Annotated in this window: 17 protein-coding genes; 8 read left to right on the top strand and 9 right to left on the bottom strand. The window is 70.0% G+C overall.

Annotated elements, in window-relative coordinates; translation table 11 throughout:
* Positions 1-126 precede the first annotated feature (126 nt).
* The gene (locus U5A56_RS25740) at positions 127-1,407 is read left to right on the top strand and encodes an EAL domain-containing protein (protein WP_044848014.1); all 1,281 of its coding nucleotides are present in this window, start codon (positions 127-129) and stop codon (positions 1,405-1,407) included.
* Between the two features lie 43 nt (positions 1,408-1,450).
* Here U5A56_RS25740 and arfB read toward each other — a convergent pair whose 3' ends face one another.
* Genes arfB through recC form a run of 4 tightly spaced genes read right to left on the bottom strand, consistent with a single transcriptional unit; the run spans position 1,451 to position 11,194 of the window.
* Complete coding sequence (gene arfB / locus U5A56_RS25735; protein ID WP_044848015.1) at positions 1,451-1,855, bottom strand: alternative ribosome rescue aminoacyl-tRNA hydrolase ArfB; 405 nt, start codon at positions 1,853-1,855, stop codon at positions 1,451-1,453.
* Positions 1,852-4,158 (bottom strand): AAA family ATPase, encoded by a 2,307-nt coding sequence (locus tag U5A56_RS25730; RefSeq protein ID WP_321925230.1) that lies wholly within the window; start codon positions 4,156-4,158, stop codon positions 1,852-1,854. Before U5A56_RS25730 ends, arfB begins: the two co-directional genes overlap by 4 nt.
* Positions 4,155-7,859 (bottom strand): exodeoxyribonuclease V subunit beta, encoded by a 3,705-nt coding sequence (gene recB / locus U5A56_RS25725; RefSeq protein WP_321925228.1) that lies wholly within the window; start codon positions 7,857-7,859, stop codon positions 4,155-4,157. Before recB ends, U5A56_RS25730 begins: the two co-directional genes overlap by 4 nt.
* Positions 7,856-11,194 (bottom strand): exodeoxyribonuclease V subunit gamma, encoded by a 3,339-nt coding sequence (gene recC, locus U5A56_RS25720; RefSeq protein WP_321925226.1) that lies wholly within the window; start codon positions 11,192-11,194, stop codon positions 7,856-7,858. Before recC ends, recB begins: the two co-directional genes overlap by 4 nt.
* A 181-nt stretch (positions 11,195-11,375) precedes the next feature.
* Between recC and U5A56_RS25715 the strand changes: the two genes are divergently transcribed.
* Both U5A56_RS25715 and U5A56_RS25710 read left to right on the top strand, forming a co-directional pair.
* Entirely contained in the window at positions 11,376-13,667 is a 2,292-nt protein-coding gene (locus tag U5A56_RS25715; RefSeq protein WP_044848019.1) for an FUSC family protein, read from the top strand.
* Between the two features lie 299 nt (positions 13,668-13,966).
* Positions 13,967-15,334 (top strand): amino acid permease, encoded by a 1,368-nt coding sequence (locus U5A56_RS25710; protein ID WP_124571816.1) that lies wholly within the window; start codon positions 13,967-13,969, stop codon positions 15,332-15,334.
* A 164-nt stretch (positions 15,335-15,498) separates the two neighbouring features.
* Here U5A56_RS25710 and U5A56_RS25705 read toward each other — a convergent pair whose 3' ends face one another.
* Positions 15,499-15,660 (bottom strand): hypothetical protein, encoded by a 162-nt coding sequence (locus U5A56_RS25705; RefSeq protein ID WP_124487525.1) that lies wholly within the window; start codon positions 15,658-15,660, stop codon positions 15,499-15,501.
* Between the two features lie 243 nt (positions 15,661-15,903).
* On the opposite strand from U5A56_RS25705, the gene U5A56_RS25700 reads away from it, so the two are divergent.
* From U5A56_RS25700 to U5A56_RS25690, 3 genes are read left to right on the top strand one after another with little or no spacing between them, the layout of a single operon-like run.
* Complete coding sequence (locus tag U5A56_RS25700) at positions 15,904-16,944, top strand: Fe(3+) ABC transporter substrate-binding protein (protein ID WP_321801323.1); 1,041 nt, start codon at positions 15,904-15,906, stop codon at positions 16,942-16,944.
* Complete coding sequence (locus U5A56_RS25695) at positions 16,934-18,610, top strand: iron ABC transporter permease (protein ID WP_321925222.1); 1,677 nt, start codon at positions 16,934-16,936, stop codon at positions 18,608-18,610. The genes U5A56_RS25700 and U5A56_RS25695 overlap by 11 nt, the downstream gene beginning before the upstream one ends.
* Positions 18,611-18,614: 4 nt before the next feature.
* On the top strand, positions 18,615-19,388 hold the full coding sequence (locus U5A56_RS25690; RefSeq protein WP_044848023.1) for an ABC transporter ATP-binding protein: 774 nt from the start codon (positions 18,615-18,617) through the stop codon (positions 19,386-19,388).
* 94 nt (positions 19,389-19,482) lie between these two features.
* On the opposite strand, the gene U5A56_RS25685 is transcribed toward U5A56_RS25690, so the two are convergent.
* The 4 genes from U5A56_RS25685 to U5A56_RS25670 all read right to left on the bottom strand — a co-directional run bounded on the left by U5A56_RS25685 (position 19,483) and on the right by U5A56_RS25670 (position 22,002).
* Positions 19,483-19,953 (bottom strand): Lrp/AsnC family transcriptional regulator, encoded by a 471-nt coding sequence (locus U5A56_RS25685; RefSeq protein WP_044848024.1) that lies wholly within the window; start codon positions 19,951-19,953, stop codon positions 19,483-19,485.
* A 293-nt stretch (positions 19,954-20,246) separates the two neighbouring features.
* Positions 20,247-20,888 carry an NAD(P)-dependent oxidoreductase gene (locus U5A56_RS25680; protein ID WP_044848025.1) on the bottom strand — a complete coding sequence of 214 codons (642 nt, stop codon included), beginning with the start codon at positions 20,886-20,888 and terminating at the stop codon, positions 20,247-20,249.
* 139 nt (positions 20,889-21,027) lie between these two features.
* Entirely contained in the window at positions 21,028-21,483 is a 456-nt protein-coding gene (locus U5A56_RS25675; RefSeq protein WP_124487520.1) for an Rrf2 family transcriptional regulator, read from the bottom strand.
* A gap of 90 nt (positions 21,484-21,573) precedes the next feature.
* The gene (locus tag U5A56_RS25670; RefSeq protein WP_124487519.1) at positions 21,574-22,002 is read right to left on the bottom strand and encodes a hypothetical protein; all 429 of its coding nucleotides are present in this window, start codon (positions 22,000-22,002) and stop codon (positions 21,574-21,576) included.
* Between the two features lie 194 nt (positions 22,003-22,196).
* On the opposite strand from U5A56_RS25670, the gene U5A56_RS25665 reads away from it, so the two are divergent.
* Entirely contained in the window at positions 22,197-22,532 is a 336-nt protein-coding gene (locus U5A56_RS25665; RefSeq protein WP_321925219.1) for a hypothetical protein, read from the top strand.
* A gap of 253 nt (positions 22,533-22,785) precedes the next feature.
* Positions 22,786-23,979 carry an ammonium transporter gene (locus tag U5A56_RS25660; protein WP_321925218.1) on the top strand — a complete coding sequence of 398 codons (1,194 nt, stop codon included), beginning with the start codon at positions 22,786-22,788 and terminating at the stop codon, positions 23,977-23,979.
* Positions 23,980-24,046: the final 67 nt, after the last annotated feature.

Raw genomic sequence — 24,046 nt, 5'->3', positions numbered from 1 at the left:
CTCGTAACACTCATCCGCAGAAGGCGGTCACGATGCACCACGTTCTTTCGCGTCCACCTGCGCGTGCGACGGCTTCTGCGTGGCGCGCACGATACCGTCCCCCGATCGCCCCAGGGCGTCGTTGACATGAAGGCCGCCCGCGACATCTCTCTCGATTCCCTGCTCGAACGCCTGACACCGACGCCCAGCGGCTGGATCGCCACGTATCGCGACACGACGCTGCGCAGCGTGTTCCAACCCGTGCTGTCGATCACGCACAAGCGCGTGGTCGGCTATGAAGCGCTGCTGCGCGTCGTGGACGAGAACGGTACGCTGGCTTCGCCGGTCGCGCTGTTCGACAAGACGCGCGCTGCTGCCGACGCGCTGCTGCTCGACCGGCTCGCCCGCTGCCTGCATACGGCCAACTTCGTCGCGCAGGGCATCGGCGACGGCTGGTTGTTCCTGAACGTGACGCCACGCGTGCTCGATTCGGGCCTCGTGCAGCGCGAATTCGTCGAGGCGCTGTGCCGTCATTTCGCGCTGCCGCCGAACCGCATCGTGCTGGAAGTCGTCGAGCAGCCGTCGCGCGACGAAGCCGCACTCGCCCGCACGATCGACATGATCCAGCATCGCGACTTCCTGATCGCGATCGACGATTTCGGCACCGGATTCTCGAATTTCGACCGCGTGTGGCGCGCGCGACCCGATATCGTCAAGCTCGATCGCTCGCTCGTCGAGCGCGCGAACGCGTCGGCCGACGATCGCCGAATCATGCATCACCTGGTATCGATGCTCCACCAGGCCGGCGCGATGGTGCTCGCGGAGGGTGTCGAAAGCGACGACGCGCTGCAGACGCTGATGGAAGCCGATATCGATTTCGTCCAGGGCTTCCAGTTCGGCCAGCCCGATGCGTCGATCGCGCACGCGAGCGCCGCGGCGCCCGCGATGCTCGACGCCGCGTGGCAACGCTTCATCGCGCGCCGGCATACGCCGGCGATCGCCGAGCAGCCGGGCTTCGATGCGATCGAGCGGCTCGTGCTCACCGGCGCGGCTGCCTTTTCCGCGAGCGGCAACCTGCAGGACGCCGCGCAGCGCGTATTCGCGGTGCCGGCCGCGCGCCGCGTGTTCGTCACGGACGAGATCGGCGAACAGTTCCTGCCGTCGATCGGCGCGCGGCCCGAGGATGGCCAGGCGAGCGGCACGCGGCTCGCACCGCTGTTCCCGGAGACGCACAGCAACTGGTCGCGGCGCCCGTACTTCCAGCGCGCGATCGCGGCGCCGGGGCGCGTCGCGCTGATGGGCCCGCACTTCTCGCTGACCGAAGGCCGCGACTGCTACACGGCGGCCGTCGCCATTCGTGCGCAAAGCCGCCTCGTCGTGTTCTGCGTCGACTTCGTGCTCGACAGCGCGGGCACCGTGATGCGCTGACGGGCGCGGCGGCGCCCGCCATGCCGGCCGGGTCGATCTTCCGTCAGTCGATCACCTTCCCTCTTCCGGATTTCACCACGCTGCGGCGCGACTTGTGTTCGAGCCGCCGCTCCTTCGATGCGCGCGTCGGCCGTGTCGCCACGCGCGCGCGCGGCGTGAACGCGACGCTGCCGATCAACGCATCGAGCCGCGCGAGCGCTGCCTCGCGGTTTTTCTCCTGCGTGCGGTATTCCTGCGACTTGATCACGACGATGCCGTCGCGCGTGATGCGCTGGTCGGACAGCGCGAGCAGCCGCTCCTTGATGACGGGCGGCAGCGACGACGCGCGGATGTCGAAGCGCAGGTGAATCGCGCTCGATACCTTGTTGACGTTCTGGCCGCCCGCGCCCTGCGCGCGCACGGCGGTCCATTCGACTTCGGCCGGATCGAGCGTGTAGCGGATCATCATCGCGACGTCTCCTTGCGGCGCCGCGCGAGCGCCTCGTCGACGCGGGCCGCGAGGCCCGAATCGCGTTGCGTGCGCGTCGCGACCGCCTGCGCCAGCACACGCCGCGGGCCGATCACCTGCACGCGCGCACGCGCGCGCGTGACGGCCGTATAGACGAGTTCGCGCGTGAGCACGCGGCTGAACGACGCCGGCAGCACGAGCGCGGCCTCGTCGAATTCGGAGCCTTGCGATTTGTGGACGGTCAGCGCGAACGCCGTTTCGTGCGGCCGCAGCGCTGCAGGCGACACGGCGCGCGCGGAGCCGTCCGCGCGGCGGAACCACACGCGCAGCACGCCGTGCGCGTCCGGCAGCGCGATGCCGATGTCACCGTTGAACAGCCCGAGCGCATAGTCGTTGCGCGTCACCATGATCGGCCGCCCGGTGAACCAGTGTGCGCCGACCGCGAGCGGCACGCGCGCGGCATGCCGCACATGCGTGGCCACCAGCGCATTGACGTGCTCGGCGCCGCGCGAGCCCGTGCGCGTCGCGCACAGGATCCGGAAGCGGTTGAGCGCATCGAACAACGGCAACGGGTCGGGCACCGGCGCGGACAACGCGGCGCGCAACGCATCGAGGTAGGCGCCGAACCGGCGCGCGAGCCGCTCGACGGTCGACGCCGCAAGCGTGTCGCCCGCATCGTCATGAAACGACGCGGCCGCGGCCTCGTCCGTCGGCAACGCGTCGAGCGCGCCCTGCACGTCGCCGCGACGGATCGCGAGCGACAGGCGGCCGATCGCCGAATCGAGACCGAAGCGGTAATTGCGTTCGAGCCACACGACGCAGTCCGCGAGCGGTGCGGGTGCGGGGGACGCGGCGGCAACGCCTTCGGCGGCGCGCGTTGCAACGGTCGACGCCCATGCCGAATCGCCCGCAGCGGCCGGATCGAACGGCGTGAGCTCGACCGCGTCGAGCCACGCGAGTTCGCCGGCCTCGATCCATGCAGGATCGGTGGCCGCCGAGGTGCGATCGGTGTCGGTCGGTGCAAGCGCCGCAGGCGGCAACGAAGCCGCGGGTGGCGCGGCATCGGCCGGCGAAACCGCTTCAGCCTGCGGCTCGTCGTCGAACAGCGACGCCTGGCGCGTATCCACGTTCCGCCGCGCCGACGCCTTGCGCGCGGGAGCAGCCGGTAACGGAACGGATGCTGGCGCTGGAATTGGCGCGGCAACCGCCCCGGCCGCCCCCGCCGCCTCGCCGTCCGGCACCGGCAACGCCGCGACGAACGCCGCTTCGTCGATCCCGAGCGCGTCCGCGATGCGCGTGCGCGCCGTGGCGGTAAACGTCGGCCGGGCGCTGAGTTCGGCGAACACGGCGCCGGCCTCGACCGCGGCAAGCTGGTCCTTGTCGCCGAGCAACACGAGCCGAGCGCCGGGCGCGAGCGCATCGAGCAGATGCGCGGCGAGCGCGACGTCGATCATCGACGCCTCGTCGACCACGATCAGGTCGTACGGCAACGGATTGTCGCGATGATGGCGGAAGCCCGCCGCGCCGCCGCCGCCCAGCAGGCGGTGCAGCGTGTACGACGTGTCCGGCAGGCGCGCGGCAAGTTCCGGCGGCAGGTCGCCCGCCCGCGCGTGCAGCGCTTCCTGCATCCGCTGCGCGGCCTTGCCGGTCGGTGCCGCCAGCGCGATGCGCAAGCCCGGATGCGCGTCGAGCAGGCACGCCAGCACGCCGACGACGGTCGTCGTCTTGCCGGTGCCGGGGCCGCCGCTGACGATCGTCACGCGTCCCGTCAGCGCAACGATCGCCGCGACGCGCTGCCAGTCGACGTCGCCCGTCGCGGGCCCGAAGTAACGCGCGAGACTGTCGCGCAACCGGTCCGGCGACAGCGCGTCGCCCGGCGCGGCGACGCCGGCCTGCGCGACGAGCGCATCGGCGAGCCGACGTTCGTAGTCGAAATAGCGCGACAGATACAGATGGTCGAGCCGGTCGACGATCAGCGGCCGCTCGTCGCCGCGCGCGAGCGTGCCGAACGCCACCACGCCGCTCGCGGCAAGCGCCGCGCGCACGTCGTCGACCGGTTCCTCGTAGCGTTGCGCGAGCGCGCCGAGCGACACGCACACGTGACCGCCCGCGGTCGCCCGGCTCGTCGCGAACGCGGCGCGCGCCGCCCAGCGCGCGGCCGCGGCCGGCGCACCCGCGCGGCGCGACAGGTCGCCGATGCGCCGCGCGAACCCTTCCGCGAGCGCGATGCCGAAATCCGCGGGCTCGGGCAGGCGCGCGACGAGGCCACCGGTGAATTCGAGCGTATCGTCGGTGACGTTCATGCGCGGCCCCCTTCCATCATCCGGTCGAGCGCGTCGACGAGTTCGCGCGCGGGCCGCCGCGCATGCACGCCGGCCGGTTCGCCGCCGCTGCGCCAGCCGGGCCGCACGCCGCGCACGAACAGGTACAGGTAGCCCGCCATGTGCGTGTCGTAGTCATAGTCGGGCAGCCGCCCGCGCAGATAGCGATGCAGCGCGACCGTATAGAGCAGTGCCTGCAGGTGATACGCGTGATCGGCCATCGCGACGTCGAGCGCGCGCGGACCATAGGCATCCGGCGTATTGCCGAGGTGGTTCGACTTCCAGTCGACGATCCAGAAGCGGCCGTCGTGTTCGACGATCATGTCGATGAAACCCTTGATGAAACCGGCGAGCATGCCCGCGTCCAGCGCAACGTCCGGATAGCCGTGCGCGACCAGCAACCGGCGCAGCGCGCCCAGCTCGAGCGACGGCGCCGGAAACAGGAAACCCATTTCGTCGAGCCGCCTGGCGGGATCGAGATCCGCAAGCCGCATGCCCGGCACGAGCTCCGTGCGCACGACATCGCCGACGAGCCGCGCCATCATCGCCGGCAGGCGCGTCGCGAGTTCGGGCTCGGCCTCGACCGGCCGGTCGTGCAGCGCGCCGAGCGCCGCCCGGTGCCACGAATCGGGCTCGGTGAACCGGCTGAGTTCGAACAGGCGGTGCAGGCATTCACCCGCTGCCGCACCGCGCGGAAACACGAGGATGTCGTCGTCCGGCGGCTCGACCGCCGCCGTGTCGGGCACGACGAATGCGCCGTCCGGCGCCACGGCGGCAAGCGCATCGTGATCGGGCCGCAGCTCGTCGTCCGGCACGAGCGCGACGCCTGCTTCCTCGCGTGCCATCGACGCGGTCAGCGAACTGAAGCTCGCCATCCGCCACGCGTCGCGCAACACGCGCGTCGCATGACGTGCCGCGAGCGTCTGCGATGCATCGTGCCCGGCCACGAGCCGCTCACGGCGCGCCGGCACCGGCAACGGTGCAACGCTCACGGGCCCGCTCGCGAGTGCTTGCCACGCCGCGTCGAGCGCCGCTTCGTCGGGCGGCTCGTCGAGCCACGCGTCGAACGACTGGCCGGCGCCGGCCACGAGCCAGTTCAGCACGCTGCGCCGCGCCTCGCGGGTCGAGCGCGACGACAGATAAGGCCCGGCGACGAGATAGCACCGATAGACCGCGCGCGTGAGCGCCACGTAGACGAGCCGCGCGCGTTCGGCCGCCTGTTCGCGCAGCGCCTGGCGCGCGGCATGCTCGGCGGCTTCGTCGTCGCACCCGTAATGCAGCACGGCGTCGCCCGCGTCGTCGTGATACTCGCGGGCGTCGGGCAGCGCCGACGCGGGCGGCTCGCGCAGCCCGCCGTCGTTCAGGAACGGACAGAACACGACCGCGTATTCGAGGCCCTTCGACTTGTGCACGGTCACGATCTGCACGAGGTTGCGATCGGATTCGAGACGCAACTGGGCTTCCTCGCCGCCGCCGTCGAGCCGTTGCGCGGCGAGCCAGCGCAGCGTCGGCGCGATGCCCGGCTGCGCGGACGCGCGCGCCTGCGTCAGCTCGGCCAGATGGTTGATGTCGGTCACGCGGCGTTCGCCGTCCGCGCCGGCCATCAGCCGCTCGGCGATCCGCAACTCGCGCGTGAACGTGCGCCACATCACCGCGAAGCCGCGTTCGCGCCACAGCAGCCGATAACGCGAGAAGCGCTCGACCCAGCTCATCGCGTCCGCACTGTCGTCCGCTTCGCGCGACGCGCCGCCGTCGCCCTGCTCCATTCGCCACAGTGCACCCGCATCGAGGCCGAACCAGTCGGCCGCCAGCGCCGCGCGCAGGCGCCGCAGGTCGCCCGGCGCATCGATCGCCGCCAGCACGCGCTCGAGCTGCTCCGCGTCGCCGGTCGAAAACACCGACGCCTGCGCGAGCTCGACGCTGCCGATGCCCCACGTCGCGAGCACGCGCTTCACGAGGCTGCCCTGCCGGTGCGTCTGCACCAGCACCGCGATGTCGCCCGGCGACAGCGGCGTACGCCCGAGCCGCACATGCCCTTCGCGCGCGCCGCGCATCAGCCGGGCAATCTCGGCCGCGCACGCCTGCGCGGCCTGTGCCTGTGCGTCGCGCTTGAGCAGCGTGCCGTCGCCGCCCGGCAGCGCCCAGATCCGGAAATCGCCGGCCGGTCCCGGATCGGTGCCGTCGACGAACGGTGCGCGCACGCGCGTGCCGGCTCGCACCGCGTAATAGTCGAGCCCGTCGAGCACGAACGCGCGCGGGTTCGACATGAAGAAGCGGTTGCACGCATCGACGATCGCCGGCGTCGAGCGCTGGTTGACCGCGAGCGTGTAGCACGCGCTCGCGCTGGCTCGCGCGGCGAGATACGTGTGCAGATCCGCCGCACGGAAGCTGTAGATCGCCTGCTTCGGATCGCCGACGAGAAAGAGCGGGCCGCCCGGCGCGAAGATCCGGTCGAAGATCGCGAACTGCAGCGGGTCGGTATCCTGGAATTCGTCGATCAGCGCGGCCGGATAGCGCGCGCGCAGCGTCTCGGCGAGCCACGGATGCGCATGCAGCGCGTGATACAGGTTCGCGAGCAGGTCGTCGAACGACACGACGCGGCGCGTGCGCTTGCGTTCGGCCAGCGCGCCCGGCGCGGTGTCGAGCCAGTCGGCGATCAGCGCGAGCCAGCGCGCGCGCTGCGCGGCCTCGGCCGCGGCCACCGCCGCTTCGAGCGCATCGGCGACATCGAAGAACGCATGCTCGGGCGTTGCGCCGCCCTTTTTCGTCGCTTTCACGAGCGCGGTGCGCGTGAGCTTGAGCGCCGCCTTCGGCAGCGCGGCCACGGCATTGCCCTGCGCGAAATGCGCAGACCACGCTGCGAGCGCATCGGCGAGCGCGTCGGGCTTGTGCGAACGCTGGTTCAGCGCGGGCTGCGCGGTGCGCAGCAACGCGTCGATCGCGTCGCGCTCGGCGGCCCACATCCGTGCGGCCTCCGCAAAGCATTCGGCCGCAGCGGCCTCGGCCGATTCGTCCGGTTCGACGACGCCGTCCCAGCGCAGCGCGGCGAGCGGCTTCTTCAGCCGGCGTGCCAGCTGCGCGTCGAGCGCGGCAGGCCCCGCGCCCGAATCGACGAGCCACGTCGCGAAGCCCGGCCAGCGTGCGGCGAGCGGTTCGACGCGCGTGCGCCAGAAGTCCGCCGCAAGCTCGAAGCGCAGCGCCGCATCGTCGGCCTGCATGTCGAACGCGAACGGCATCGCGGCCGCGAACGGCGCTTCCTGCAGCGCACGCTGGCAGAACGCGTGGATCGTGTGGATCGCCGCCTGGTCGAATGCGCGCAACGCACGCCGGATCCGCTTCGCGGCAGTCTCGGGGTCGAGCGCGCTGGCTGCGCCGAGCGTCGTCTCGAGCAGGCGCGCGACGAACGGATCGCCGCCGTCGTCACCGGTATCGAGCGCATGGGCGAGCTGCGCCAGCCGGCCGCGGATCCGCTCGTGCAATTCGGCCGTCGCCGCCTTCGTGAAGGTCACGACGAGGATTTCGTCCGCGCCGAGATCCTTCTCCAGCAACAGGCGCACGTAAAGCGCGCAAATGTTCCAGGTCTTGCCGGTACCGGCCGACGCCTCGATCTGGTTGACGCCGTCGAGCGGGCACGCGAACACGTCGAGTTCGAGCGCCGCCTGCGGCTGGGATGCGGCGCTCATGCGACCTCCTTCAGGTGTTCCAGCATCGGCTCGAACACGAGCCGCGCGAGCGTGCCGAACGGCTCGTCGAGCGACGGATGCGCGCCGCGCCATGCGATCGCGATGGCCGGATCGTCGGCTTCGCTCACCACGCGCTCGTTGATCCATACGCTCGCGGCCTTCGCCTCGCCGTCGGACACGCACGCCCATGCGCTGCGCGGGAAGAAGCGCAGCGGCATGCGCCGCCCCGCGCGAAACAGCGCGGCGAGCGGCGCGAGGCGCTCGAGCGGCGCCGCGACCGGCGTCAGCTCGAAGGCGCCGCCGCTGCCGAACCACAGCGTGCGGCGCGGACCCTCGGGCTCCACCGCGCAATAGACGAGATGCGCGAGCCACGCGGACAGGTAGTCGCGCGCGCTCGGCCGTGCATAGCGATAGATGATCTGGCCGGCCGGCGTCAGCCGGTTCAGCGTGCCGTGCAGCTCGAGCGGTGCACTCACCGCATCGCGCGACAGCATCGCGTCGTCGGCGCCGAACAGCGCCTGGTCGGTGTCGGGCCATGCGGGCGCGATCGCGAGCGCGAACGGCCGCCGTTCCATGCCGTCGGCCAGCGCGCGCCGCACGTTCGACGCAAGCTGCGTCATCGAGCCGAGCGCCTGGTCGCGCCACACCGCGCCCGTCGCGCCGCCCGGCAGTTCCGGGCTGGCGTCCGCGATGCGCAGCGCATGATCGTGCACGCCGCCTTCGTCCGATTCGATCAAAAGCGGCAGCACGCGCTCGGCGAGCGCGTCGCTGCCCGCGAAGTCGAGCGCGAACGGTTCGGTATCGAGCAGTTCGGCCTGCGCGTCGGACAGCACGATGCCGAGCCGCGCACGCAGCAGCGCGCGGGCCGGATGCCGCCAGAACCGTTCGAATTCGCTGAACGCGACGGGCTCGACCGGCTCGGCCGGCAGCGGCTGCGCGAAAAACGGCTGCTCGCGCGTCGCGTCGCGCGCGGCTTCGGCTGCCAGCAGCGACGCGAGTGTCGCGCGCTCGGCGTCGTACGAAGCCAGTTCGCTGCCGGGCCGGAAATACTCGGCCGCGAACGGTTGCAGCGGATGTTCGACGATGAACGCGCGCCGCGCGGCATCGACCGCGTCCGGCGCGGCGTCCTCGCCGGCCGTGACGAGCGCGAGATGGTCGAGCAGTTCGTCGACGAGCGCCGCGGGCGGCAACGGCGCGTTGTCGCGAATGCTGCGCCCCGTATAGGCAATCAGCAGCCGGTCGCGCGCGGCGAGCAGCAGGTCGAGGAACAGGTTGCGCTCGTCGTCGCGGCGCTGCCGGTCGCCGAGCTTCGGCAACACGGCCATCAGGTCGAACTCGTCCGCGCGGGCGAGGCTCGGCAGCACGCCGTCGTCCATCCCGAGCAGGCACACGACGCGGTACGGCAGCCCGCGCAAGCTCGTCAGCGACGAGAACGTGACGCCGCCCCACGGCACCCCGCCGCGCGCCGGATCGTCGAGCGCGGCGGCCAGCCCCGCGCGCACGACGGCCGCGGGCAGCGCCTCGTCGGGCGCGCCTTCCGTCATCGCGGCGAGCATCGCGTCGAGCGCGTCGCGCACGCCCGAGAGCGCATCGGCATACGCGGCGCCTGAGTCGAAGAACCGTGCGAGCGTGTCGGCGAACAGTTCGCTCCATGCGCGCGGCGTGTGTGCGTCGGCAAGCCGTCGCGAGAAGCCGTCGAGATCGTCCGTGAAGCGCGCGAGCCGGCCGAGCAGTTCGGCCTCGCTGCCGGTGGCCGCCTCGATCGGCAGCCACGCGCCGACCGGTGCCGCGCCTTCGGGCATCGCATAGCCGAGGAACAGCCGCGCGAGCGCATCGGAAAACGTATGGCGCGGTGCAGGCACCGCCGCATCGTCGCTCGCCGTCGGCGACAGCCCGCGCCGCGCGCCGGCGGCCGCGAGCCAGGTCTGCACCGTCTCGAGCGCGGCCGCGTCGATGCCGTAACGGGCCGCCACCGCGTCGACGCGCAGCCATTCGACCAGCTCCGGCGCGCCGACCTGCCGTTCCGGCAACGCGAGCCATTCGAGCAGCACGCGCGCGACCGGGTTCGCCTGCGACGGCGGCAGGCCGGTGATCCGGTAAGGCACGCGCGCGCCGCCGGCGCCCGCCGTGCCGAACACGGCATCGATCAGCGGCCCGGCCGCGGCTAGATCGGCGACCGCCACCAGCACGTCGGACGGCTGCAGCGTCGCGTCCGCATCGAACCACGCGAGCAGGCGGTCGTGCAGCACCTCGAGCTGGCGCGCGAGGCTGTGGCACACGTGCACCTCGATCCCGCGCTCGACCGGCGCTTCGCCGAGCGCGGCCTCCGGCTGCAGGTCGAGGATCGCGTTCTGTACGCGCGCAAGCCAGGTCGGCGCGGGATTCCCGACGAAACGCGACGCATCGCCCGACGCGGCGCTTTCAGTCAGTTCGTGCAACATGTGCAGCTGCGCCTGCGTCTGCCGGCCCCACTCGGCGAGCAGCGGATGGCCGACTTCCTGGTAGTCGAGCCGGCCGGCCGCGTCGAGCGCCTCGGCATGCGCGGCGGTGACGATGTCGAACCAGAATTCGCGGCACGGGTTGAGCGCATAGACGCGCACGTCGATCCAGCGCGACAGCTCGCGCAGCAGCGCGACGTGCAGCGGCGGCATCGTCGGCAGCGCGAACACGCTGACCGATTCCGGCCAGTCGGCACGCGGGACGGTTTCGGGATCGAGGTTGCGCGCCTCCACGAGGAAGCGATGCGCGGGCGGCGTGCCGCTGTCGCTCAGCTCCGCGAGCAGCGCGCGCCACAGGGCGGCCTGCCAGCGCTCGTCGTCGCGTGCGGCGTCGCTGATCCCGCGCGGCGCGGCGTCGCCCGCGAGCACCGATTCGCCGGCCTGCCACGCGGCCAGCCATTCGGGCCGGTAAGTCAGGTAATGATCAAGCACGGCCGCGACGCGCTGCGCGAGCTCGTAGCGCATTGCATCGTCGGACGCGGACAGATACGCGGCCAGCCGCGGCGACGCGAGCCACGGCGCGCCGCCCGCGCCCTGCGCGAACAGCCGGTAGCAGCGCCACACGAGGCGATCGGGTGCGAACGGCGAGCGTGCCGGCACCGTCAGCACGCGGCCGATCTGCGCCCACAGCCATTGCGCGAGATACGTGAACTCGACGTTCGCGCACACGCCGTGGCGCGCGGCGATGTCGAGTTCCAGACGGCGGCGCAGCGCCGCGCTCGGCACGATGACCTGCTGCGGCGCCCACGGGCCGTTGCGGGCCGGGAACGCGGCCAGGTCGTCGAGCAGCGCGTCGGCCAGCGTCTCGTGACGGTTCGAATAGAAGAGATGGAGCATGAAGCGGGTGTCGGAGCCTCGCGCCGGACGGGCCGGGCGCACGGGAGCACCAAGGATAGCAAAAGGGCCGTCGCGATGAACGTCGTCCGAACGGCCAGGTTTTGCGGACCGCGAAATACGATAGACTCGTCGCCAGTCAATACGCCGCCCCGGGCGTCTTCGTCTGTCATTCAGCCCATCGATGCGCTATTCGGTCGAAATCAGAAAGTTTTTCTACAGCCAGTACTTTTTCGGTGGCCTGCGGATCGCGGTCGGCGTATCGCTGCCGGCCGTGCTGTGCCTGATCGTGTTTCACAACCGGGAGCTCGGCTTCACGATCTCGACCGGCGCGCTCGGCGCGTGCGTCGTCGACATGCCGGGCCCGCTGAAGTACAAGCACAACGAAATGCTCGCGTGCAGCGTGATCGGCTTCCTGGCCGCGCTCGCGACCGGCCTCGCCACGCCGAACATCTTTGCGCTGTGGCTGACGATCGTGCCGCTCACGTTCGTGCTGTCGCTGATCGTCGTCTACGGCAACCGCTGGCCGCAGATCAGCTTCGCGACGCTGTTCATGATGGTGATGACGCTCGAGGAGAAGTTCACGCCGCTGCAGGCGTTCATCAATGCCGGCTGGATTCTCGCGGGCGGCCTCTGGTACACGTACTGGGCGACGCTCGTGTCGCAATGGCAGGCGCGCCGGATCGAGCAGCAGGCGCTCGCCGAAAGCCTGTTCGCGTGCGCCGACTACCTGCTCGCGCGCGCGCGGTTCTACGATCTCGACGCCGATCTCGACGAGTGCTACCGCAATCTCGTCGCGAAGCAGATCACCGCGGTCGAAACGCAGGAAACCGCGCGCGACATCGTGTTGCGCAACCTGCCGAAGCTGCGCCGCGGCAAGCTCGATCCCGGCCGCGCGACGATGTACAACCTGTTCATCAACAGCGTCGACCTGCACGAACTGTTCGTTGGCGCACACACCGACTACCCGCTCATACGCAACACGTTCGGCGGCTCCGACCTGATCATTTTCTATCGCGACCTGATCTGCAAGGCGGCCGCCGATCTCGAGGAGATCGGTCTCGCGGTGCTCGAGAACCGCGCGCCGCATTCGCGCATCAGCGTGAAGGCCGAACTGCGCGCGATCGAGTACGAGATCGAGCTGATGCGCAAGAAGAGCTTCCCGGCCACCAACGCGGAAGCCTACGCGGCCGTGCTCGCGACGTTCCGGCGCATCTGGAGCGCGACGCGCCTGATCGACCGGATGCGCCGCAACCTGTCGGGCCATGCCGACCCGCAGCAGACCGAACTGAAGATCGACAAGGCGCTCACGCGCTTCCTGCAGCGGCGCCGGATGTCGCCGCTGCTGATCTTCTCGAACCTGAACATGCGCTCGCCGAGCTTCCGCCACGCGCTGCGCGTGACGATCGCGGTCGCGGTCGGCTTCTGGCTCGGCCGGCTGCTGCCGCTCACGAACGCGTACTGGATCGTGATGACGACCATCATCATCCTGAAGCCCGGCTACTCGCTCACCAAGCAGCGCAACGCGCAGCGTATCGTCGGCACGCTGATCGGCTGCGCGGCGAGCATCGCGCTGATCTACACGGTCAAGGAGCCGCACCTGCTGATCGCGATCATGTTCGGGTCGATGGTGATGAGCTACAGCCTGCTGCTGTTCAACTACGCGGCGAGCGTCGTATTCACGTCGTCTTATGTACTGCTGATGTTCCACCTGCTCGCGCCGGGCAGCATGCGGATCATCGGCGAGCGCGCGATCGACACGGTGGTCGGCTGCATGATCGCGATCGCCGCGAGCCGCCTGTTCCCGTACTGGGAATACCGGCTGATGGGCAAGCTCGTCACCGACATGCTGACGTCGACCCGCAAGTATTTCGAGGCCGTCTGGCGCGCCGGGCGCGGTGCATCGCCGCCGCCGGTGCCGGCCGCCGACGGCGCGGCCGTCGTGCCGGTCGTCGCCGCGGCGATCGAGACACCGGCCGCCGCCCTCGACGACGACTACCGCTACCGCCTCGCGCGCAAGGACGTGCACATCGCGTTCGCGAACCTCGGCCAGGCGTTCCAGCGGATGATGATCGAGCCGAAGGCGCACCAGCGCTTCGTGCCCGAACTGAACGACCTGCTCGTGCAGACGCACGTGCTCGGCGCGCAGATCACCGCCGCCGCCCCGCTGATCCGAAGCGCATGCGCGGCCGACGCGCACCTCGTCCACGACGATGCGCTGCGCCGCGGCCTGTCCGCCGTGCTCGAGAATCTCGAGAAGGCGGAAGCCGGCGAGCCGCCGCCGGCCGACCAGCTCGACGCGACGAAGCAGATCACGCGCGAGCTCGACGCGATGGTCGTGTCCGCGGAAAAATCCGACGCGGTGGGCGCCGAGCTCACGCACGACCTGAAGGTGCTCGCGCACCAGTGCAAGCAGATGCTCGCGTCGTCGCTGCTGATCCGCAAGGACGCAAGCGTCATTCGCCTGCCCGCATGACGGCATGAAGTTGTCCCGCCGCCGGCCGCCCGCGCATGCAAGCGGGCCGGCCGGCGGCGCGCCCCGCTCCCGCAATCCCCTTCCGACGCATGCTCCGCCCGCCCCACAGGGCCCGCGCGCCCGCCGCGCGATGGCCCCACGCCCGATTCCGCTGGTTGCGCCAGTCAGGGAATACCCGATTCCGGTCACATGGCCCGGCTTGTTATCATTCGTTCACATTTAAGTTGTATAGACAACTTGAGCCATCGGGACCGGCCCCGCTTGCCCGGTCCGTCGCATAAAACGATATCGGAGACTCGATGAAAAACTTGCAGCGCCACCTGAGCGCGCGGCACATCCGCTTTCTCGCGCTGGGCTCGGCGATCGGCACCGGCCTGTTCTACGGCTCGGCGTCCGCGATCCAGCTCGCGGGCCCGGCGGTGATCCTGGCCTATATCCTGGGCGGCGCGGCCGTCTACATGGTGATGCGCGCGCTCGGCGAGATGGCCGTGCGCGAGCCCGTCGCCGGCTCGTTCGGCCACTACGCGACGGAAAACCTCGGGCCGTTCGCGGGCTTCGTCACCGGCTGGACCTACACGCTCGAAATGGTGATCGTCGCGATCGCCGACATCACCGCGTTCGGCATCTACATGGGCTTCTGGTTTCCGGACGTCCCGCAATGGATCTGGGTGCTCGGCGTCGTCGCGGTCATCTGCGGGCTGAACCTGTGCCACGTGAAGGTGTTCGGCGAGCTCGAATTCTGGCTGTCGATCATCAAGGTCGGCGCGATCGTCGCGATGATCGGCGGCGGCGTCGCGATCCTGCTGAGCGGCATGCATTTCGGCCATTCGGCCGACGTGCCGACGTTCGCGAACCTGTGGAACCATGGCGGCTTCTTCCCGAACGGGATCGGCGGGTTGATCGCGTCGCTGTCGGTCGTGATCTTCGCGTACGGCGGCATCGAGGTGATCGGGATGAGCGCCGGCGAGGCGAAGGACCCGGAGCGCGTGATTCCGCGCGCGATCAACGCGGTGCCCGCGCGCATCCTGCTGTTCTACGTGCTGACGATGGTCGTGCTGATGTCGATCAGCCCGTGGACCGGCGTCGGCAGCGACGGCAGCCCGTTCGTGCAGATCTTCTCGGCGCTCGGCGTGAAGTCGGCCGCGACGATCCTCAACCTCGTGGTGATCAGCGCGGCGATCTCGGCGATCAACAGCGACATCTTCGGCGCGGGCCGGATGATGTTCGGGATGGCGCGGCAGGGCCAGGCGCCGCGCGTGCTGATGACGACGTCGCGGCACGGCGTGCCGTGGGTCACGGTGCTCGTGATGGCCGGCGCGCTGCTGGTCGGCGTGCTGCTCAACTACCTGATGCCGAAGGACGTGTTCCTGGTGGTCGCGGCGATCGCGACGTTCGCGACCGTGTGGGTGTGGCTGATGATCCTGCTGTCGCAGGTCGCGATGCGCCGTCGCCTGTCGAGCGCGGAAGTCGCGGCGCTGAAGTTCAAGGTGCCGCTGTGGCCCGTCGCGCCCGCGCTGACGATCGCGTTCATGGGCTTCGTGATCGTGATGCTCGGCTGGTTCGAGGATACGCGTGTCGCGCTCTACGTCGGCGCGGCATGGCTCGCGCTGCTCGCGGCCGTGTTCTACGCTCGGATCCGCCCGAAGTTTGCGCCTGCGTCACGATGACGCACGCCTGATCCTTGCATGCGGCGCGCCGGCTTCGGCGCCCGCGTCTCTCCTGGCGTAACGCGGCGCTTCGCGCGTCGCCCGCCGCCGCTTCCCGCTTCCCACAGACACATCGCTGGCCGCCCGACCGGGCCACGCAGCGATCATGCGCATCCGTGTCCGCGTCAGTGCGACGCTGCGCTCGCGGCCTCGGCCGGATGGGCCTCGTCGTACGCACGCTTCTGCGAGATCGCGTTGTACAGGATCGTCCCGATCACGAACAGCACGACCACGACGATCAGGATGCTCACGTTGCGGACAGGGTTCTTCTTGCGCTGATCGTTCATGGTCGGTGCGGCTCCGTCGAATTCGTTGAAGCGGGCATTCTACGCGCTTGCGCCCGTGCCGCGACGCCCCGTCTCCGTGTCCCTCCCCGTTCCTTCCGCATCACTTTCCATCACCTTTCATTTGATAATCATTCCCATTTCGATCTAGAATCCGAAATCTTTCGCTTTGTAATGTTCCGGGTCGCTCGGGCGGCAGGCACGCCCCGGAACGCTTCCTCGTCCGCCTGCCTCATCGGAGTCTCCATGTCGAATCCGCGCACCCGCCTGCTGCCGCTCGCCGGCGCCCTCGCCCTTGCCGCCGCGTTCGCGCCGCTGGCCCACGCGGCCGAGGAAGTGAGCCTGTACACCACCCGCGAACCGAAGCTGATCCAGCCGCTGATCGACGCGTTCACGAAACAGAGCGGCGTCAAGGTCAATACGGTGTTCGTGAAGGACGGCCTGCTCGAGCGCGTGAAGGCGGAAGGCGCGCAGTCGCCGGCGGACGTGCTGATGACGGTCGACATCGGCAACCTGCTCGATCTCGTCGACGGCGGGCTCGCGCAGCCGGTGCGCTCGAAGGTGCTCGACGACGCGATCCCCGCGAACCTGCGCGGCGCGCAGGGCGACTGGTACGCGCTGTCGCTGCGCGATCGCGTGCTGTACGTGGAGAAGGACCTGAAGGTCGACGCGTTCCGCTACGAGGATCTCGCCGATCCGAAATGGAAGGGCAAGGTCTGCATCCGCTCGGGGCAGCATCCGTACAACACGGCACTCGTCGCGGCGATGATCGCGCACGACGGCGAAGCCGCGACCGAAAAGTGGCTGCGCGGCGTGAAGGCGAACCTCGCGCGCAAGGCGACGGGCGGCGACCGCGACGTCGCGCGCGACATTCTCGGCGGCATCTGCGACGTCGGCCTCGCGAACGCGTACTACGTCGGTCACATGAAGAACGCGGAAGCCGGCAGCGACGCGCGCAAGTGGGGCGACGCGATCAAGGTCGTGCGGCCGACGTTCGCGAACGCGAAGAGCGGCGGCACGCACGTCAACATCAGCGGCGCGACCGTCGCGAAGCACGCGCCGCACAAGGCCAACGCGGTGAAACTGCTCGAGTACCTCGTGTCGCCGGAAGCGCAGGCGCTGTATGCGCAGGCGAACTACGAATACCCGGTGCGCGCGAACGTGAAGCTCGATCCGGTGATCGCGAGCTTCGGCACGCTGAAGGTCGACCCGCTGCCGCTGGCCGACATCGCGAAGCACCGCAAGGCGGCCAGCCAGCTCGTCGACAAGGTCGGCTTTGACAACTGATGCAGCGTTCGTGCGCGCGCGCCGCCGGCCGCTCGGTTCGCGCGCGGGCAGCCTCTGGCTGGGCGCGGCCGTCGCGATCGCCGCGGCGGTCGCCGCGCCGCTCGCGGTGCTGGTCGCCGCCGCGCTCGGCGCCGATCTCGCGCACTGGCAGCACCTCGCCGAATTCGTGCTGCCGCAGGCGCTCGCCAATACGCTGCTGCTGCTCGCGGGCGTCGGCGCGATTGTCACGATAGTCGGCACCGGCTGCGCGTGGCTCGTCACCGCGTACGATTTTCCGGGCCGCCGGACGCTGACCTGGGCGCTGCTGCTGCCGCTCGCGGTGCCCACCTACATCGTCGCGTTCGCGTATCTCGACCTGCTCCACCCGATCGGCCCGGTGCAGGGCGCGATCCGCTGGCTGCTCGGCTTCGACAGCCCGCGCCAGTTCCGCCTGCCCGACCTGCGCTCGCTGCCCGGCGCGATCTTCGTGCTCGGCTTCGTGCTGTATCCGTATGTGTACCTGAGCACGCGCGCGATGTTCGTCACGCAGTCCGCGAGCCTCCTCGAAGCCGCGCGCACGCTCGGCGCCGGACGCATCGCGACGTTCTGGCGCGTCGTCGTCCCGCTCGCGCGGCCCGCGATCGCGGTCGGCGTGAGCCTCGCACTGCTCGAAACGCTGAACGACATCGGCGCATCGGAATTCCTCGGCGTGCAGACGCTGACCGTCTCGGTCTACACCACGTGGATCACGCGCTCCGATCTCGCGGGCGCCGCGCAGGTGGCGCTCGCGATGCTCGCGATCGTGGTCGGCATGATCGCGCTCGAACGCCACGGGCGCCGCCGCCAGCGCTACGCGCACAGCCGCCGCATGCGTCCGCTCGCACCACGCAAGCTGACCGGCGCGGCCGCGTGGAGCGCCGCCGCGCTCGGCTGGCTGCCGGTGCTGCTCGGCTTCGGCGCGCCGGCCGCGTACCTCGCGGTCGAGACCGGCAAGCGGCTGCATCTCGTCGGCGGCGTATCCGCGCAGTTGCTGACCGGGCTTGCGAATACGCTGACGATCGCCGCCGCCGCAACGGTCGCGACGCTCGCATGCGGGCTGGTCGTCGCGTGGGCGGCGCGCGCGCAGCGCGACAGCGCGCGCGCGGGCCCGGCCCGCGTGTGCGCGCGAATCGCGAGCCTCGGCTACGCGGTGCCGGGCACGGTGCTCGCGATCGGCCTGCTGATCCCGTTCGCGGCCGCCGACCGGCTGCTGGGTGCCGCGCTCGGCCGCGACGGGCTGCTGCTGATGGGGTCGGCGGCCGCGCTCGTGATCGCGTACACCGTACGCTTTCTCGCGATCTCGGCCGGCAGCATCGAAGCCGGCCTCGCGCGCATTCCGCCGTCGCTCGAACAGGCCGCGCGCTCGCTCGGCGAGACGGCCGGCGGCACGCTGCGCCGCGTGCACCTGCCGCTGCTGCGGCCCGCGCTCACGACGAGCGCGCTGCTCGTCTTCGTCGATGCGATGAAGGAGCTGCCGGCGACGCTGCTGCTGCGTCCGCTGAATTTCGACACGCTCGCGACCTGGCTGTATGCGGAAGCCGCGCGCGGCACCTACGAGGAAGGCGCGGTCGCCGCGCTCGCGATCGTGCTGGCCGGGCTCGTGCCCGTGATCCTGCTCGCGCGCACCCGTCACAAGATCGGAGCCTGACACCGTGAACCTGCTCGAACTCGACGACCTCTGCGTCGCCTACGATACGCCGCACGGCCGCCGCTCGGTGGTCGACGGGCTGAGCCTCGCGCTGCCGCGCGGCGACATCGGCTGCCTGCTCGGCGCATCGGGCTGCGGCAAGACCACCGTGCTGCGCGCGATCGCGGGCTTCGAGCCCGTGCGCATGGGGCGCATCGTGCTGGACGGCACGCCCGTCTCGGCACCGTCGCTCGACGTGCCGCCCGAGCGGCGCCGCATCGGCATGATGTTCCAGGACTATGCGCTGTTCCCGCACCTGAGCGCGGCCGACAACGTCGCGTTCGGCCTGCGGCGCATGCCGAAGGCCGAACGGCGCGCCCGCGTCGCGGACCTGCTCGAACTCGTCGGCCTCGCCGCGTCAGGCAGCGCGTATCCGCACGAACTGTCGGGCGGCCAGCAGCAGCGCGTCGCCCTCGCCCGCGCGCTCGCGCCGTCGCCTGAGCTGCTGCTGCTCGACGAGCCGTTCTCGAATCTCGACGTCGATACGCGCGAGCGGCTCGCATTCGAGCTGCGCGACATCCTCAAGCGCACGGGTCACACCGCGATCCTCGTCACGCACAACCAGGCTGAAGCGTTCGCGATCGCCGACCGGATCGGCGTGATGAAGGACGGCCGGCTCGCGCAATGGGACACGCCGTACGCGCTGCATCACCATCCGGCCAGCCCGTTCGTCGCGGAGTTCGTGCGCCGCGACGCGCTGGCGGACGAACGTGCACGCGCCATGTCGCGCGGCCGCTGAGCGGGCCATTACGACGACGTCGGGCCACGGCGGCGGGAACACGCAACCCACCCGCACCGACGCGATGCGCCGCGACGCGTTGCCGTTCCGCGCGCTACGCCGGCTCGGCCAGATCGCGCACCGGCAGCGCGGTCGAATACTTGATCTGCTCCATCGCGAACGACGAGCTCACGTCGAACAGCGGCACCGCACGGATCAGTTGCTTGTACACGCGATCGAAATCGTCGATACCGGCCACCACCACCCGCAGCAGATAGTCGGTCTCGCCGCTCATCCGGTAGACCTCGACGACTTCCGGCATGTCGCACACGACCTGCGTGAAACGCTGCGCCCACTCCTCGGTGTGCTGGTTCGTGCGGATCGCGACGAACACGGTCGTGCCGACCCCGAGCTTGCGCGGATCGCACAGCGCGACCTGCGCGCGGATCGCGCCGGTTTCCTTGAGCCGCTGCACGCGCTTCCAGCAGGGTGTCTGCGACAGGTTCACGCGCTGCGCGAGTTCCGCGATCGGCAATGTGGCATCTGCCTGCAACAGCTCCAGCAGCTTGCGATCGATGGCATCCATTTACCCAGTCCCTCGTAGATAGAAATTTTTTCTATGCATCCTGCATGACGGGGAACAATATGGAAACCGCTGCGCGGCGTCGACCGGGATAAATACCAATCAGGCTGGGACGGATCCGCGTCGCGCACGGGTCGCGTGCGCATCGCTCCATGAATCATCGGCGCCCAAACGAAACGGGCGATTCCACCCGTCGAGATGGAATCGCCCGTGGTCACTGCGGCTGCGCTGCGCTGCGTGCCGCGCGCCGCTCACGGCGAATGCGGCACTCGCGTGCCGCCTCGCCACGATGCCGCTCAATACGCGACGGTCGCGATCTCGCGCACGAAGCTGTCTTGCTCGAGCGCATCGACGAACGCGACCGCATAGTCTTCCGCCGAGATCTTGCTGTTGCCCTGCGCGTCCACGATCAGCTTGCCGACGCCCGTGCGGAACGTGCCCGTGCGCTCGCCCGGTGCGATCAGCGCGGCCGGCGCGAAGAACGTCCAGTCGAGATCGCCGACCGTCTTCAGATAGTCGAGCGCATCGCGGTGCGCGAGCGCGACCGCCTTGTACGCGTCCGGGAAACCTTCGGTGTCGACCAGCTGCTTGCCCGGCGCCACCTCGAGCGACCCGGCGCCACCCACCACCACGAGCCGCTTCAGCCCCGCCTGGCGCGTGCTTTCCACCAGCGCCTTCGCCGCGGCGACGACCTTGGCGGGATCGTCCTGTTTCGGGCTGTACGCGCTGGCGACGACGTCGTGGCCCGGCAGCGCGGCCGCGATGCTGGCCGCATCGAACAGGTCGGCCGCCTTCGCGGTGATGCCGTCGGCCGCCGCCCCCGGATGGCGCGACAGCGCGGTCACGCGATGGCCGCGGCGCGCGGCTTCCGCGGCAATGCGCGAGCCGATCATCCCGGTGGCGCCAAACAGTGCGATGTTCAAGGAACGTTGCGTCATGTCGATTCTCCAGAAATAAATAAGTAACTACAGCAATTACATATAAGACCGAAAAAAAACGGAGCCGCACTCCGCTGTGCCGGGCGCCACGCAATGCGCGCCACCCGGCCTCCTGCCCTACCTCATCCGCTGCCTGCGCTCAGCCGCTCGCGTTCCCCGCCGGCCGGCCGCGCTGCTCCGATGCGAGCACGTCGGCCGTGACGTCCGCGAGCGTGCGCGTGGCAAGCGATGCTTCCATCGCGCGCTGCGCGTCGCCGATATAGTCGATCAGCACGCCCTGGATGTGCCGCCCGACGAGACACGCGGGATTCGGCGCCTCGCGGTGCAGCGCGAACAGCTGCGCATCGTCGACCGCGCGATACACGTCGAGCAGCGTGATCTCGCCCGGCTCGCGCGCCAGCAGCGCCCCGCCGCCAGCGCCGAGCTGCGACGTGGTCAGCCCGGCGGCCGCCAGCATCGACAACAGACGGCGAATCAGCGCCGGATTCGTGTTCACGCTGCCCGCGATGATGTCGGACGACAGCGGCGCGCCTTCCTGCATCGACAGCAAGGCGAGCACGTGAACGGCAAACGCGAACCGGCTGCTGGTATTCATTCCTCACTCACTCGGCGACGCCGGCCCGAACGGCAGCCGGCGACAATGTGTAACTACTATAATTACATTTCTCGGATTGCGCAAGGGCCGCTACTCGCCGCTGGCCGGCTTCGCACCCGATGCGTTCTGCTGGCTCCACTGCTGGAGCTTCTTGCCGGCCTCCGCGATCTTCGCGCCGGCTTCCGATGCCGCGTGCGCGACGACCGCGGAAGCGGCCGCATCGATCTGCGCCTGCGCGGCGGACGCGAGGCCGCTCGCCGACAGCGGCGGCACCGCCGATGCCGCGCTCGCGATGCCGGCCTTCGCGGCATTGATCTGCTGGTTGACGGTGCTCGCCACCTGGTCGAGCGCCTTGGCCGCGTTGTTCGCGGCATCGGCGGCCGCGCTCGCGGCCGTATCGGGTTGCGTGGCCGGCGTGCCGGACTTCTCGCAGCCTGCGAGCAACAACACCGCGCCGACGGCCGCGGCCGCCAGCACGGACCCGGGCATGCGACGCGCCCGCGAAGTCTTCATCTTCATCAGCAATCTCCGGCCGTGCGCCGCACGGCCTGCAGGGTTGGACCGGTGTCGATGATACCGCCTCCGCAACGGGGCCAACGCCGACTCCCGATTAAGAATGCCTTTCAATTTCGGAATTGTCTGATTCAATCGCACGCGCGCCGACACTGAATTGGGCAGGCTCCAATCCGCTCTACGCGCTTTCCGCTTCCTTCATGGCTTTCCTCATCGACTGGTTCATCACGCTGGCCGCCGTGCTCGCCGCCACCCTGTTCCTGTGTCTTCGCGCCCCCTCCGCGACACGCCTGCGTGATGCCGGGCACAGGCGCCGCGTCGCGTGCGCCCGGCTGCTCGCGAAGGCGGTGATCGGCTTCTGGACGGCCGCGCTGATCGTCCAGCAAGGGATCCTCGGCCCCGACGGCGACGACCCGTCGCGCGCGGGCCTCGCCGCGCTGTCGTTCGCGGCGCTCGGACTCTCGAGCGTCGCCGTCTACTGGTGCGCCAGCGCGTGGCGGCTGCGGCGCCCCCGCGCGCTGTTCGCGCGCCGCTGACGCGCCACACCGGTGCATCGCGGCGCACCACGCCGCACCGCGGCGCGCATCGAACGCACCAATTGCGCACGCATCGCACCACGCACGTGCATTCGTTATGGCAGCCGCGGCGCATGTGGCCTGCCCCGCCATCGTGCAGGCATCACCGGAATGCCGCACCAAACGGCCCTCTGCACCAATTGCACGCAGCCGTTCACCAAGTTGGCCCGATACTTGCATTCCTCGCCCGTTTTTTGCGCAAGGAAGCCACGGCATGGATGGTCTGAAATCCGGCGTCGATACACTGTTCCTGTTGATCGGCGCCGTCATGGTGCTCGCGATGCACGCGGGCTTCGCATTTCTCGAGCTCGGCACGGTCCGCAAGAAGAACCAGGTCAACGCGCTCGTGAAGATCCTGGTCGACTTCTCGGTGTCGACGCTCGCGTACTTCCTCATCGGCTATACGATCGCGTACGGCGTCGAGTTCTTCGACGACATCGGCACGCTGTCGCAGCACAACGGCTACGCGCTCGTCCGCTTCTTCTTCCTGCTGACGTTCGCGGCGGCGATCCCCGCGATCGTGTCCGGCGGCATCGCGGAGCGCGCGAAATTCAATCCGCAGCTCGTCGCGACGCTGATCATCGTCGGCTTCATCTATCCGTTCTTCGAAGGGATCGCATGGAACGAGCGCTTCGGCGTGCAAGCCTGGCTCACGCATGCATTCGGCGCGCCGTTCCACGATTTCGCGGGCTCGGTCGTCGTGCACGCGTTCGGCGGCTGGGTCGCGCTGCCGGCCGTGCTGCTGCTCGGCGCCCGCCACGGCCGCTATGCGAAGGACGGCCGGATCGCCGCGCATCCGCCGTCGAACATCCCGTTCCTCGCGCTCGGCGCGTGGGTACTCGCGGTCGGCTGGTTCGGCTTCAACGTGATGAGCGCGCAGACGCTCGACAAGATCAGCGGCCTCGTCGCCGTGAACTCGCTGATGGCGATGGTCGGCGGCACGCTCGCCGCGTGGATGGCCGGCCGCAACGATCCGGGCTTCACGTATAACGGCCCGCTCGCGGGCCTCGTCGCCGTCTGCGCGGGCTCCGACGTGATGCACCCGATCGGCGCGCTCGTCACGGGTGCCGCGGCCGGCGCACTGTTCGTCGCGATGTTCACCTGCGTGCAGAACAAGTGGCGCATCGACGACGTGCTCGGCGTGTGGCCGCTGCACGGGATGTGCGGCGCGCTCGGCGGCATCGCGGCCGGCGTGTTCGGGCAACCCGCGTTCGGCGGCCTCGGCGGCGTGTCGTTCGTGTCGCAGCTGATCGGCACGCTCGGCGGCATCGCGATCGCCAGCGCGGGCGGCACGCTCGTGTACGGCGCGCTGAAGGCGACCGTCGGGCTGCGCCTCGATCGCGAAGCCGAATTCGACGGTGCCGACCTGTCGATCCACCGCATCTCGGCGACGCCCGAGCGCGACTGAGCGCAAACGCTTGCGACCGGCGTCCGGCAGCCCGCCTGACGGACGCCCGACACATCATTACGTTTTC

Source organism: Burkholderia sp. BCC1998, assembly GCF_905339875.1.
Lineage (GTDB): Bacteria > Pseudomonadota > Gammaproteobacteria > Burkholderiales > Burkholderiaceae > Burkholderia.
This window is presented reverse-complemented; position numbering and strand designations above follow the sequence as displayed.